This is a genomic window from Gemmatimonadales bacterium, from assembly GCA_019637315.1.
Classification (GTDB): Bacteria; Gemmatimonadota; Gemmatimonadetes; order Gemmatimonadales; family GWC2-71-9; genus SHZU01.
In genome coordinates this window covers 219,971-233,770 of the sequence record JAHBVU010000005.1, presented here as the reverse complement: position 1 = coordinate 233,770, position 13,800 = coordinate 219,971, and the positions used below count along the sequence as shown (strand labels likewise).

The 13,800-nt window shown below is 66.0% G+C and carries 11 protein-coding genes; 8 read left to right on the top strand and 3 right to left on the bottom strand.

Annotation, left to right across the window (positions count from 1 at the left end):
* Window positions 1-48: 48 nt before the first annotated feature.
* The gene (locus KF785_06995; GenBank protein MBX3146504.1) at window positions 49-1,608 is read left to right on the top strand and encodes an OmpA family protein; all 1,560 of its coding nucleotides are present in this window, start codon (window positions 49-51) and stop codon (window positions 1,606-1,608) included.
* 120 nt (window positions 1,609-1,728) lie between these two features.
* On the opposite strand, the gene KF785_06990 is transcribed toward KF785_06995, so the two are convergent.
* Window positions 1,729-2,700 carry an EamA family transporter gene (locus KF785_06990; protein ID MBX3146503.1) on the bottom strand — a complete coding sequence of 324 codons (972 nt, stop codon included), beginning with the start codon at window positions 2,698-2,700 and terminating at the stop codon, window positions 1,729-1,731.
* Window positions 2,697-3,773: an AI-2E family transporter gene (locus KF785_06985; protein MBX3146502.1), complete on the bottom strand. Its 1,077-nt coding sequence runs from the start codon at window positions 3,771-3,773 to the stop codon at window positions 2,697-2,699. The genes KF785_06990 and KF785_06985 overlap by 4 nt, the downstream gene beginning before the upstream one ends.
* A gap of 89 nt (window positions 3,774-3,862) precedes the next feature.
* On the opposite strand from KF785_06985, the gene KF785_06980 reads away from it, so the two are divergent.
* Both KF785_06980 and KF785_06975 read left to right on the top strand, forming a co-directional pair.
* Window positions 3,863-5,362 (top strand): response regulator, encoded by a 1,500-nt coding sequence (locus KF785_06980; protein ID MBX3146501.1) that lies wholly within the window; start codon window positions 3,863-3,865, stop codon window positions 5,360-5,362.
* On the top strand, window positions 5,355-7,835 hold the full coding sequence (locus KF785_06975; protein ID MBX3146500.1) for an Ig-like domain-containing protein: 2,481 nt from the start codon (window positions 5,355-5,357) through the stop codon (window positions 7,833-7,835). Before KF785_06980 ends, KF785_06975 begins: the two co-directional genes overlap by 8 nt.
* Here the strand turns inward: KF785_06975 and KF785_06970 are convergent.
* Window positions 7,807-8,520, bottom strand: a complete 714-nt coding sequence (locus tag KF785_06970) for an arylesterase (protein ID MBX3146499.1) — start codon at window positions 8,518-8,520, stop codon at window positions 7,807-7,809. The genes KF785_06975 and KF785_06970 overlap by 29 nt on opposite strands.
* On the opposite strand from KF785_06970, the gene KF785_06965 reads away from it, so the two are divergent.
* The 5 genes from KF785_06965 to KF785_06945 are packed head-to-tail and all read left to right on the top strand — an operon-like array spanning window position 8,492 to window position 13,784.
* Entirely contained in the window at window positions 8,492-9,223 is a 732-nt protein-coding gene (locus KF785_06965) for an ABC transporter ATP-binding protein (protein MBX3146498.1), read from the top strand. The two genes, KF785_06970 and KF785_06965, sit on opposite strands and share 29 nt — an antisense overlap.
* On the top strand, window positions 9,220-11,838 hold the full coding sequence (locus KF785_06960; GenBank protein MBX3146497.1) for an FtsX-like permease family protein: 2,619 nt from the start codon (window positions 9,220-9,222) through the stop codon (window positions 11,836-11,838). Before KF785_06965 ends, KF785_06960 begins: the two co-directional genes overlap by 4 nt.
* 13 nt (window positions 11,839-11,851) lie before the next feature.
* Complete coding sequence (locus tag KF785_06955) at window positions 11,852-12,766, top strand: enoyl-[acyl-carrier-protein] reductase (GenBank protein ID MBX3146496.1); 915 nt, start codon at window positions 11,852-11,854, stop codon at window positions 12,764-12,766.
* Entirely contained in the window at window positions 12,763-13,146 is a 384-nt protein-coding gene (locus KF785_06950) for a DUF423 domain-containing protein (protein ID MBX3146495.1), read from the top strand. Before KF785_06955 ends, KF785_06950 begins: the two co-directional genes overlap by 4 nt.
* The gene (locus KF785_06945; protein MBX3146494.1) at window positions 13,098-13,784 is read left to right on the top strand and encodes a YkgJ family cysteine cluster protein; all 687 of its coding nucleotides are present in this window, start codon (window positions 13,098-13,100) and stop codon (window positions 13,782-13,784) included. The genes KF785_06950 and KF785_06945 overlap by 49 nt, the downstream gene beginning before the upstream one ends.
* Window positions 13,785-13,800: the final 16 nt, after the last annotated feature.

Sequence of the window (13,800 nt, the reverse complement as noted above, 5' to 3'; positions counted from 1 at the left end):
GGAAGTCGGAGCGGACAGTCAACGAACATCACTAAGGAGTGAGCACTGATGCGCAGAATCCTCCTGTTGGCGGGAGCCTTGGCGACGTACGCCGTCCCGACACTGGCGCAGGAGAAGGGTACCATCGAAATCGGTGGCTTCGGCCGCTTCACGAAGTACGATGGTAGCTTCAGCACCTCCAACAAGAGCGAGAACAGCTTCGGTGGAGGCGGCCGTCTCGGCTACTTCTTCTCACCCAAGTTCTCTCTCGAGTTGGACGGATCATTCAACGCCACTGACCTCGAGAACTATTTCGTCGGTCAGGTGAGTTCGCCGATCCGCTACTGGCCCTTCCATCTTCGTGGCCTCTTCCACGCGCCGTTAGGCGAAAAGGCGTCGTTCCTGATCGGACCGAGCGTCGGCATCAACCGCTACGGCGAGTCGCCGAACACCGCCGTGAAGACCATCTCCGGCAATGATTTCAGCGTTGGCGGCCTGGCGGGCTTCCGCTTCAAGGTCAACAACTGGCTGTCCTTGCGGCTCGATGGCACGGCTGACTACATGCCGAGCCCGGCCAACGCGAAGGCCGAGGTCGTTGCTCTCGGCCCGGTCGAAGCGGCCCCGAGCAGCAACGTGCATCTCGGTGCGCAGCTTGGGCTGTCGATCTTCCCGAATCCGCGTTGCACCAGCCGGCTCGATGCGATCGACCTGCTCCCGAACACGGCGAGCGTGCAGACCGGTCAGTCGGTCAATTTCAATGTGACCGGCCGCCTCTGCGACGGATCGTCGACGACCCCGCAGGTTACCTACTCGGTCTCGCCGGCCGGCACCATCGGTCCGAACGGCGTCTTCAGCTCAGCCAATGCCGGCACCTACCAGGTGATTGCGCGGACGCTGAACGGCAAGCTGGCCGACACCTCGACGGTCACGGTGACGGCTCCGCCGCCGCCCCCCCCGCCGCCGACGCTTTCGCGCGTCGAGATCAACCCGAAGACCTCGACCCTCAAGCCGGGCGAGTCGGCGACCTACACGGTTACCGGGTACTGGTCTGACGGCAACAGCCGCGCCATGCGCGCCGACGAGTGCTCGGTCTCTGCGCAGGGCAACCCGACGGCGTCGGGCTGGACCTACAGCTGGAGCCGCAGCGGCGAGTATCAGGTTACCGCGACCTGCTCCGGCAGCTCCGATCGCGCCACGGCCACGGTCCGGGGCCTGAATGTGACGCTGCGCGCCATGTTCGGCACCAACCGGTACAGCGAAGCGAGTCAGGTCGACCGGATGTCCCTCGATCAGGTTGCTGAGGCCCTCAAGGCCGACCAGAGCCTCCGGGTCTACATCGATGGTCACACCGACTGGCGGAACACGGTTCGCTACAACAACTGGCTCGGTCAGCGCCGCGCCGAGACGATCCAGCGCGAGCTGGTCCGTCGCGGAGTGGCGCGGAATCGCACCGTGGTCCGGTCGTTCGGTGAGTGCCGCCCGGTCGCGACCAACGAGACCGAAGACGGCATGGCTCAGAACCGTCGGGTCGAGGTTTCGCAGATCGAAACTGCCGAACCCGAAGCGGCTGGCACCTGCGCCGAGTCTGGCCCTGCTGGCGTGAGCCGGATCGGGCGCCCGGGCGAGTAAGCCGGTAGCTTCAAGCAGTAGAAAGCGGGGCCGTCAGCCGACGGCCCCGCTTTCGTTTCCGGTCATGTCGCGCTGCGGCACCCCCGGAGACTCCCTCTCCCCACCGGCGTCACACCCGTGCTACCGCGGCGGCGACTCCGGCACCGGAAACTCTCCCGTCTCGAAGACCCCGGCCTCGACCTCGGGCGGTGCAGGCTTCTCGGGCCAGCGTATCAACAGCACACCGAGCAGGCTGACCGCCGCTCCCGTCATCATCTTGGTGGTCACCACTTCTCCGACGAGCGACCATCCCAGAAACACCGCAACCAGCGGATTGACGTACGCCGAGGTGCCGACCGCTTGGGGCGTGGTAACGGAGAGCAGATAGGTAAAGGCCGTAAAGCCGATAATGCTGCCAAACAGTATCAGGTAGAAGTACGCGGCCCAGGACGCAGCGGTGACGTGCGACAGTGAAAAGCTTCTCAGTTCTCCCGACCCCCAGGCAACCAGCGCCAGCTGCGTTCCACCACCGATCATCATCATGCCGGTCGCCATGCTCGGGCTGGTCGGCAGGCGACGCCGATGCGCCATGACCGAGCCCCCGCCCCAGCCGATCGCCGCCAGGACCAAGGCAGCAACCCCGAGCAGCGGTACCGCCTCAGACGCCCGCTCTCCGACGTTAGGCGAGGCCAGCAGGACCAGCCCAATCATCCCCATCACGACACCCGCAAGCACCCGGCCCGGCGGCCGCCGCCAGCGGTCGAGCGCGCTTTCCATGATCGCGACCCAGATCGGTGTGGTCGACGCCAGCAGGGCCGTCCGCCCGGACGGGACATACTGCTGAGCCCAGACCACCAGGCCGTTGCCCATGACGAAGAACAGCGACCCCATGACAAGCGCGGTACCCCAGACCCGAAGCGAGGGGTTGGGTTCACCGCGATAGCGGGCCCAGAGATAGAGCGCCCCGCCGGCCAGGATGAACCGGCTCGACGCCAGCACGAATGGCGGGATGCTCTGGATCGCAAAGGTGATCCCGAGGTAGGTCGATCCCCAGATGATATAAATGGCGGCAAACGACCAGAATACGGCGCCGCGATGGTATGGTCGCGTCACTGAGGAGGCGCCGCCGGGGCTCCTTCCGGGTCGACGAGAACGACGGTGTGTTCGGCCGTAAAGCCGCTTTCCGCACCTGCAGGCACATACTCCTCGCGATACATCTTGAGAATGGCAAAGAAATACGACAACGCCAGCGGCCCGATCAGCAAACCAAGCAGCCCAAAGTAGCGGATGCCGGCTATCGCACCAACCAGCGTGATCATCGGGTGCACTTGGGCAAACCGGCTGTAGACGAGCGGCCGGAAGATATAGTCGATCAATGCGGTTCCGGTCAGGCTCCAGAGAGCGAGGAAGAGGGCGCCACCGGGTCGACCGTCAGAGGCAAGCACCAGCACCCCCGGAATCCAGACCATCCCGCTCCCGACGACCGGGAGTACGGCAAAGACGACAGTAACCACGCCCCAGAAGATGGCATTGGATAAGCCGGTCATCGCGAACCCCAGGGTCGCGAGCAACCCTTGCAGCAGAGCCGTAAGGCCGGTCCCGATCACCGTGGAAATTGCAATCGCCGAGAACTGGAGCCGAAGACGTTCGGTGTTGGCAGGAGAGAACGGGATATCGGGGCGGACGGCGTTCCAGACGCCACCACTGTTGAGCAACAGGTAATAGAGGCCGAAGAGCGACAAAACGATGTTGATCGAGAGCCGAGTGACCGTACCCAGCAGTGACAACGCATTGCCTCCGAGCCAGGCAACCAGTGTCTGGCTCAGACGGACCAACTCGGCGCCGACATCGAACGGCCCGAGCTGCAACCGGCTGATCCGGTCCAGAATCGGGCCCGTCATCAGCGTGCCGGCAATACTCTGGGCCTCCCCTACAATGAGGCTCAGGACGACAAAACCGGGCAGCAGCACACCCAGGATGGCGAGAACCACAACAGCACCAGCGGCCGGGCCAGGTGGCATCCAAGGGAACCGGGTCAGCCACCGATGCACCGGCCCCAAGACAACGAACAGCACTGGAATCGAAAGAAGCCCCGTGGTATAGGGCGAGAGCGCTATGACGATGCCGACCAACAGCAGGGCCAGGACGATTGCGGCCCGCTGGTGACGGGAGTCAAAAAATGCCATCCTCAAGTCTATTGGACGGAGGAGATGCTGGTCAACGGGGGGCCGACGGACGTATCCTTCCAGAACCCGCTACAAGCGAGGACCACGCCATGGAAACAGCCCGAGCCGCTGAGCTCGCTGCCATCCACGCGACGGAGCCGCTGCTGGTCTGCGATGCGGAGCAAGTACGCTTCGTGAACCAGGCGTTTGCGAACCTGGTGGGAGTACCCGCGCACGACATCATCGGTCGTGGCATCGATCAGATCATCACGATTCTGGCGGAGCCGATGGTCGTAGAGCGGCTCCGCAACGCCTTGCGCCAGCGCCAGTCCTACCGTGGTGAAGCGAACTGTCAGACGGCCGGCGGGCTCGAGGTACCGATCGAACTGACCGTCGTCCCGGTCGTCGGTGCGCACGAAGACGATATACTCTACATCGGATCGGCCCGCGACCTCCGCCAGCAAAAACGGATGGAGCACCAACTCTGGCAGTCCCAGCGGCTCGATGCCGTCGCTCGTCTGGCCGATCGAATCGCGCACGAAATGAATGAAGCGATCCAGGTCATCGGCGGCTATGCCAACCTGGCTCGTTCGGGCCTGGGTAATCAGGTCCTCTCGTACGATGAGCTGAACGACGTACTCGCCGCGTCGCAGCGCGCCAGTACCCTGCTGCGCGAGGTGCTCGAGTTTGCCCGCGTCCGCGAATCGGCCCGCGGCACCACCGACCTCAATGCCGTGGTGGCGGACTGGGAAGAGTTTCTCCGTGGCGTCGTCGGGCGCCACATCCGGCTGATTGTCGACCTCGCGCCCGAACTGCCACCCATCCTTGCCGATCCGGGCGAGCTCCGCCACATCCTGATCAACCTGGCCGCCAACGCCCGCGATGCCATCGGCGAAGCCGGAACCCTGACGATCTCGACGCATGCGGTCACCGGAACCGATCCGCAGCTGGCATTCGGCGACGTCGACGAACATATCGGCGCCTACGTGGTCCTGACGGTCACCGATACCGGCGCCGGCATGAGCGCCGAAACCAAGGCCAACCTCTTTCAGCCCTTCTTCACCACCAAGGGTCCCGACCATCGCGGGCTCGGTCTCGTAACGGTTCAGGAGATTGTCCGCGAGGCAAGCGGCCTGCTCTGGATCCGCAGCTATCCAGGACAGGGCACGGCGGTGGAGATCCACTTCCCGGCGCTGCCCGGTCGCTCAGCAACGATCGAGTCGACTCCGGTGTCGATCCCAGCCGGACACGGCCAGGAGACCATTCTCCTCGTCGACGACGACACCGCCGTGCTGAAGGTGGCGCAACGCGGACTGGAACGATACGGCTATCAGGTCCTGACCGCCGAGAGTGCCGCGCAAGCAACAGCGATTGCCGCAGAGCGGGGCAGTGAGGTTGCGCTCCTGGTGACCGACATCATGATGCCAGGGCAACGGGGCACCGATCTGGCCCGCGAGCTGCTCGGCGATTGGCCCCACCTACGCGTCCTGTTTATTTCAGGGTATCCTGGAGAAGGAACGCTGGACCAGCTTCGGAAGATGCCGTACCTGTCGAAGCCGTTTACGTCCGAGGAACTTGCCAACGCCGTGCGATCGGTGTGTGATGCCTGACTCAACCCGTCGTTACTCCGCCCTCGCCGCGCTCCTTGCCGCCCTGGCCTGCAGCGAGCATTCGGCGCCATCCGGAGGCGCGTTTTCGGCCTCGCTCGCACTGGCCCCCGTAATCGAGTTGAGCGCGAGCGCTGCACCGCTTCCGATCGACGGCGCCCGAGTTCGCGTCACCCGCGCCGCACGGCCCGCCGATCTCGTTGTCGATACGCTCGTGGCGTTCCCAGCCAGCGCCCCGTCGGTGTCGCTCCAGCTACGCATCGAACTCGAAGCGCCGAGTGAGCTGCTGAACGTAACCGTTACTCTGGTTGGCGGCAGCGCCGTCTTCTACCTGGGTTCCGACACCGTCACCGTCTCATCCAGCCGGGCGGGGCCGACAGCCATGCCACCGCTGACGCTCCGCTACGTCGGCCCCGGGGCCGACATTGCCACTCTGCGCATTGCCCCCCGGGACAGCCTGGCCTCGTTCGGCGACTCGGTTCGGTTCCGGGCAACCGGCACGACGGCTGCCGGTGCCGTCATTACGAGCTTCCCGATTGCCTGGAGCACGAACGACGCGACCGTACCGATGACCGATGCCGGCGCATTACGCGCCCCCGCACGGCGGGCCACGATCAGGGTCCGCGCCGAGTTGCCGAATGGTGTGCGTGACTCGGTCAACCTGACGCTGGTGGCCGTACCCTCGACGATGACGGTCGTTGGCGGCACGGGCCAGACCGCCCGACCCAACGCACCGCTTGCCACGCCGATCACGGTCGAGGTCCGAGCTTCCGACGGCCTGCCCGTCGCCGATGTTCCGATCGGGTTTCGATCCGTCACCGGTGGTGGTGGCGTCGAAGTCGCCGAGGCGCGCACCGACAACGCCGGCCGCGCCTCGACCGATGCATTCCTGGGGCCGAGCCTTGGTGAGCAGCGATTCGAGGCCAGCGCACCTGGCCTCGCCCCGGTGACGATCACGGCCACCGCGGCGTACGGCAACCCGGTGTCGCTGCTCCTGGTGCGCGGCGGCAACCAGCGCGGCGGCCCCGGCACGACGCTGCCTGTTCCGCTCACCGTTCGCGTCGTCGATGCCGATGACCTGCCACTGCCCAACGTGACCGTCTCGTTCCGGGCACTTGCTGCCGGGGCGTCGGTTGCCCCGGGCTCTGCCACCACGACCGAAGCCGGGGAGGCCTCCACGACGGCGCAACTCGGTCCCGGGCTCGGTCCGCAGCAGTTCGAGGCCAGCGTCGCAGGACTTCCCGCTCTGCTCATCACCGCCACGGCCGAAGTGGGCGCCGCAGCGGCGCTCTACTATGTCGGTGGAGGCGCCCAGACCGCGGTTGCCGGAGCGCCCTTCCAGGCACCGCTCTCGGTCCGCGTCACCGATGCCGGCGGGGTCGGGGTTTCGGGAGCCACCGTGTCCTGGCAGGTGATCCACAGCAATGGCTTGGTCGGCACCGCGACCTCGGTATCGGGAGCGTCCGGCGTTGCCACGATGACGGCCAATGCGCCCGCCCGTCAGGGTATCGCCCTCTACCGCGCCTCACTGCCGAACGGCGCCAACATCACGTTTGCCGGGTTCGGAACGACCGGGCCCGCCAGCCAGGTCGCCGTTCACAACGGCGCCAACCAGTCGATTCACTTTATGTCGGAAGAGCTCGAGGTGCAGGTCACGGACAGCTATGGCAACCCGGTTCCCGGTGTCATGGTGCAGTGGACCGAAGCGGAGGGAAGCGGCGGCACCCTCGTTCCGAGCAGCAGCCTGAGCGATTCACTTGGCGTGGCGAGGACCTCGTTCCTGACGCCGTCCAACCCGAGCATGTCGTCCCGGGTTCGGGGGACCATCGGCGGCGGCAGCTTTGCAGAGATGCTGCTGCTGAGTGATTTCTATATGGTAGCCTTCAGGGGTAGGACGGGTCCGACCGCCCCCGTGAGGGTGGGCAGCACACCGATCGCTTTCACGACCCAGATTGCCGATCCTTCGGAAGCCGGCCTTTCCAACGTGGCAACGAGCTGGACCGTGGTGCGCGGCGGCGGCGTCTTTTCCCTGCCCAACACGGTAACGAACACCGCGGGCATCGCCTCCGGGCAGTATGCCCCGGGCCCGCTTGCCGGGCACCATCTGATCCAGGCGATCCACCAGGTGGGGGTCGTTCCGATTCCGATGCGGTTTGCCTTCCGCGCTCTGCCCGGACTCGAGAACCGGATCCTGATGGCTGCCGGAGACCAGCAAACCGTGGTCGCCGGCTCGAGCCTGCCGGAGCCGCTCAGGGCGCTCGTCGTCGACCAGTTCAACAACCCGGTCAGCGGAGTTCAGGTATCGTGGAGCCTGGTGGGTGGAGGCAGCCTGGGCACCACCACGACCGACGCAAACGGTATCGCGACGCAGGGCGTGACCCCCAACGGCACAGCAGGCGCAAGGGAGTATCGGGCAACGGTAGCCGGCATCAGCGCACCAGCCACGTTTACGGTGTACCTGCTGCCTCCGAACTAAGCACACCGCGGAGAACGCGCCAGACGTTCTCCGCGACGACCTCCTGACCGCGGGCCGTCGGGTGGATCCCGTCGGCCTGGTTGAGCGAGTCGACCCCGGCCACACCTTCCAGCAGAAACGGCACTAGCGCCGCGCGGTTGCTGCGCGCCAGGTCCGGATAAATCGCCCGAAAACGACTGGTGTAGTCCGCCCCGAGGTTCGGCAGCGCCTCCATCCCCGTCAGTACCAGCCTGGGCGCGGGTTCCAGCCGGAGCGCGCGATCGAAAATGGCTTGGATGTTGGCCCTGGTCGAATCTGGATTCTGACCACGCAAACCGTCGTTGGCGCCTGTTTCCACCAGCAAAACGGCGACCTTGCCCTCACGCAGGATCCAGTCGATCCGCCGGAGCGCGCCCGCCGAGGTCTCGCCGCTGACCCCGCGATTGACGGCCCGATATCGCAGGCCGGCCGAATCCAGCTTGCGCTGTATCAGGGCAGGATACGCCAGCTTCGGATCGGGCAGCCCATACCCCGCCGTGAGACTGGTGCCAAGAAAGACGATGGTCGGAGTGGAGTCTACTGCCGCTGCATCGGCAGCTGACGGCGGGGGGGGAGGTGGGGGCGGCGGCGACTGCTCGGGCCTGGACCCGCACCCGGTCAGTACCAGGGCCACCAGAATGAAACGGAACCCCGATCCGGCTATCATTGGACCCATGTCCAAGTCCTCGTCAGCTATGCTTGAATGCTCCGGCCTCACCCAGACCTATCTGTCGGGGGGACGCCAGCTTACCGTGCTGAACAATATCACGTTCAGCCTCGAACACGGGGGGTTCCTGGCCATCGTCGGCCCCTCCGGCAGCGGCAAAACCACCCTACTCGGCCTGCTGGCGGGACTGGACCGGCCGAGTGCCGGGCGGGTCATGCTGGACGGCCATGATTTGGGAGCCATGACGGAAGACGAGCGCGCCCAGCTCCGAGGCCAGAAGGTCGGCTTCGTCTTCCAGTCGTTTCATCTGATTCCGACCCTGACCGCCCGCGAAAACGTCCAGGTCCCGCTCGAACTCCGGGGCGAACCTGCGGCCGACCGGGCCCAGGAACTCCTGACCCGGGTCGGGCTGGGCGACCGGTCACACCACTACCCGACCCAGTTGTCTGGGGGTGAGCAGCAGCGAGTAGCGCTGGCCCGCGCCTTCGCCTCCCGGCCGCAGATTCTCTTTGCCGACGAGCCGACGGGCAACCTCGACGCGAAAACAGGCGGGTCGATCGTCGACCTGATACTCGAGCTCAACCGCGAGTGGGGCACCACCCTGGTGCTGGTGACCCACGACCGCGACCTCGCCGCGCGGGCCGGGCGGATCATCAGACTGACGGATGGCCACGTGGTCGAGGACACCGCGGCGGCCGCATGAACCTGCCGTTCGTCTTCAAACTCGCCTGGCGGGAAAGTCGCGCCGCGCGACGGCGTCTGATCATGCTGGTGGCCTCGGTTGCCGCCGGGGTCGCAGCGCTGGTAGCGATCAACGGCTTTACCGAGAACCTGCGCACTTCGGTTGGTACGCAAGCGAAGGTTCTGCTGGGCGCCGACCTCGTGATCACGGGCCGGCGCGCCTTTACCGAACCGATCAAGCAGCTGGTCGACACTCTGGTGCGCGGCGATACGACCGGGTCCGATCGTGGCGCCTCGGCGCAGGTTACCAGCTTCGCAGCCATGGCCTATGTCACCACGACGTCGGCCGTCCGGCTGGTCCAGATTCGCGGCGTCGAGGCGGGCTATCCGTTTTACGGCGACATCCAGACCACACCGTCGGGCCGCTGGGCCACGCTGGGCCCCGGTCGGGCCGTGGTCGACCCTGCCCTGCTCACCGCCCTCAATGCCGAGCTCGGCGACACGCTGGCCATCGGCGATGGCCGATTCGTGATCGATGCCACGGTAGCCAACATCCCTGGCGATGTCGGCGTGGCTACCGCCTTCGGGCCCAGGGTCTTTCTGACGGCAACGGACCTGGCGGTCACCGGCTTGCTGCAGTTCGGATCACGGGTCGAGTACGAGTGGTTTATCAAGCTGCCGAGCGCCACCGAAGCGCGGGCGGAGCAGCTGGCCGCCCAGCGGCGTGATGACCTGCGCGCCTTGCGCTATCGGATCCGCAGCGTCGATGAGGATCGTGAGGATCTGGCCGGTACGCTGACCCGACTCGGCAATTATCTGGGCCTGGTCGCGCTGGTAGCGCTCCTCCTGGGCGGGCTCGGCGTGGCGAGCGCCACCCATCTCTTCATCCGGCGCAAGCTCGACACGATTGCCATTCTCCGCTGCCTCGGCGCCACCTCCGGTCAGGTGTTTCTGGCCTATCTCGTCCAGGCCCTGGCCATGGGCTTGCTCGGCAGCATTCTGGGCGCAGCCCTGGGCGTCGGGATTCAGCAGTTCCTGCCGTACTTGTTCCTCGACCTGCTCCCCGTCGACGTCACGATTGCCATTGCGCCGGCGGCAGTGGCGATCGGAATCGGCCTGGGCATTTGGGTTGCGCTGGTTTTTGCGCTGCTGCCGCTCCTGGGCGTGCGCCGTGTCTCGCCGCTGGTCACACTCCGGCGAGGCGAGGAGCCCTCCGGCTCGCGCAAGGACCCGTTGGCCTGGATCGCCTTCGTGCTGCTCGCGGCAAGCGTCTACGGTCTGGCCGCAGTCCAGGTGCGGGATGCCCGCGAAGGGGCGTACTTCGCCGCGTCAGTCGGTGTTGTCGTGCTGGTGCTGTGGCTGGCGTCGCTCGGCCTCATCAAGGCGCTACGGCGCTGGTTCCCGACCCGCTGGCCGTATCTCTGGCGACAGGGGCTGGCCAACCTCTACCGCCCGGCCAACCAGACCGGGACCGTAATCCTGGCCCTCGGGTTCGGCGCCTTCCTGCTCGCGACGCTCTACCTCGTTCAGCACAACCTGCTGCGCGAATTTCGAGTTGGCGGGGGCTCGGGCGAGCGGCCCAACGTGATGTTCTTCGACATGCAGCCTGACCAGGTTGCCGGCGTCATGAGCATTCTCGAGGGGGCGGACGTCGAGGGCAGTGCTCCGGTGCCGATCATCGGGATGCGGGTCCACTCGATTCGGGGTCGACCCGTGATGCAGTTGCAGACGCCCGTCGATTCCCCGGACCTCGACGACCTCGACCAGGATGAGGTCGACACGGCCGCACCAAGCGACAGCGGCATGCCCCGTGGCTGGGCGGTGCGGCGCGAGTACCGCTCCACTTATCGTGACAGCCTGACCGATTCCGAGCGGATCGTGGCGGGCTCATGGTGGAGCGGACCGCGTGGTAACGGTCCGGCGCGGATTTCCCTGGATCGCGAAATCGCCGGCGACCTCCGGGTTCGGGTCGGCGATGAGATCGTCTGGGACGTCCAAGGTGTCCAGGTCCCAAGCGTAGTCACCAACCTGCGCGAAGTCGATTGGGGTCGGTTCCAGACCAATTTCTATGTCGTCTTCGAAGAGGGCGTCCTCAACGACGCGCCGCAAATGCTGGTAACCCTGGCCCGCATCGACAGCGCTGCGGTGCGCGGACGGTTGCAGCGGCAGATCGCGGAACGTTACCCCAATGTTGCCGCGATCGACCTGTCACAAGTGCAGGAAGTGATCGAGAGCGTGCTGAGCAAAGCCAGTCTCGCCGTCAGGTTCCTGGCCCTCTTCAGCCTGGCCGCCGGCACCATCGTCCTGGTAGGCGCCGTCACTACGGCGCGGCTCCAGCGGCTCCGGGAGGGCGTCCTGCTCAAGACCCTGGGCGCCACACGTGCCCAGGTACTCCGCATTCTGGTTGCCGAGTACGCCGCGCTCGGCATCATGGCGGCGCTGGTTGCCATCGTGCTCTCGTCGGTTGCCGGGTGGGCCCTGGCCCGGTTCGTCTTTGAAGCGCGGTACGACCTGCCCATTGGAGCGCTGTCCGGCTTGACGGCTCTGCTGGTCGGGCTCACGTTGCTGGTTGGTCTCTGGAGCAGTGCGGAGGTTCTCAAACGGCCCCCGCTCGCCATTCTACGATCCGACACTTAGGAGCTTCTGTCATATGCTGGCAATCGACTTACGCGGAAAACGGGCATTCGTGGCCGGTGTGGCCGACGACGGCGGCTTCGGTTTCGCGATTGCCAAGGCGCTGGCCGAGGCTGGCGCCACCGTCTGCCTGGGAACCTGGCCTCCCGCAATGGGCATCTTCGAAAAGCTGCTCGAGCGCGGCAAGATGGCGGACTCGATGCGGCTCGCCGACGGATCCGCGCTGAGCTTCGAGCGGATCTACCCACTCGACGCGGCCTACGACACACTCGACGACGCACCGGCCGAGATTCGGGAGAATAAGCGGTACCGTGAACGAGGAGACTTCTCGATCAAGGGCATCGCGGATCGCCTGGCTGCCGATTTCGGATCGCCCTGTCTCGACATTCTGGTGCACAGCCTGGCCAATGGCCCGGAGGTGCGGCAGCCGCTGCTCGACACCAGCCGGCGCGGCTACCTCGACGCGGTGGGTGTCAGCGCCTACAGCAATATTGCCATGATCCGGACCTTTGCTCCGCTCTTCCGGCCCGGCAGTTCTGCGGTCTCGCTCACCTACATGGCAAGCGAGCGTGTCATTCCAGGTTACGGGGGCGGCATGTCGTCGGCCAAAGCGGCGCTTGAGTCGGACACCCGCACCCTCGCATTCGAGGCTGGCCGGCGGATCGGCATTCGCGTCAACACGATCTCGGCGGGCCCGTACGCTTCGCGCGCCGCGAGTGCCATCGGACTGATCGAACGGATGATTCGCTACACGAAGCAGCACAGCCCGCTGACCCGCAACTTCGAGGCAACCGATGTCGCCAACGCTGCGGCGTTCCTGGCCAGCCCCCTGGCCGCCGGAATTACTGGAACGGTGATGTACGTCGACAACGGCTACCACGCCATGGGCATGGGTGTCGACGAGTCCGTCCTGTCGGCCTCGTCCGAATGACGGCCTATCGGATCGCCGCCCTGGCGGGCATCCTGGGCGCAGTCGGCGTCGGTTTGGGCGCATTTGGTGCGCACGGATTGGCCAAGCGCGTGCCGGCTGCCGACCTCGTGATTTTCGAAACGGCGACGCGATACCATCTGACCCATGCGGTGGCGCTGCTTGCGCTCGCCGCATGGGCGGCGCATGCGCCCTCGGCGCGGCTCGAGTGGGCGGCTTGGGCCTTCACCGCGGGAATCGCGATCTTCTCGGGCAGCCTCTACCTGCTCGTCCTGACCAACACCCGCTGGCTCGGCGCAATTACACCGCTCGGCGGGGTCGCTCTGATTGCAGGGTGGATCCTGATAGCAGCCCACGCGCTGACAGCCGCCCGCCGCGCATGACGCCGGGCAGCTACCTCCCGCTCCTCGCCGAGCTGGATCGGTGGCAGGCCCAGGCAGCCAGCGACCACCCTGGCGTGATACCCTGCCGGGCAGGCTGTACTGCCTGCTGTCACGGCCCGTTCGACATCTCGATTGCGGACGTGGCGGCATTGATCGATGCCGTCGGGAGCCTGCCAGAGAGTACCCGGCACGAGATCCTGGCCCGGGCCAGCGTCCACGCCGACGCCGTCCGCGCGCTCGAACCCGAGTGGGCCGCCCCGTACGATATCCGCGCCATCGGTGATGAACGCTTCGACCGACTGAGCGATGCCCTGGCAGCCTTGCCGTGCCCGCTGCTCGACGATGCCGGGCGCTGTCTCGTCTACCATGCGCGCCCAGCTGTCTGCCGCCTGATGGGACTCGGCCTGGTCAACGAGCGTCAGGACGTGATCGACAACAGCTGTCCGATTCAGGAGGACTTCCCAAGCTATCGCGCTCTGGAGCCGCAGTATTTTGCGCTCGATGCGTGGGAAGATGCGGAAGAGTCGTGTCGCAGGGCTGCCGCCGTGCAACTTACTGCCGACTCGGCCGCTGCCGAGTACGAAACGACGGTTGCCATGGCGCTGCTGGCGTGGCCCATCCGACCAGCCGCCACGTAAGGTCGATTTACGCGCT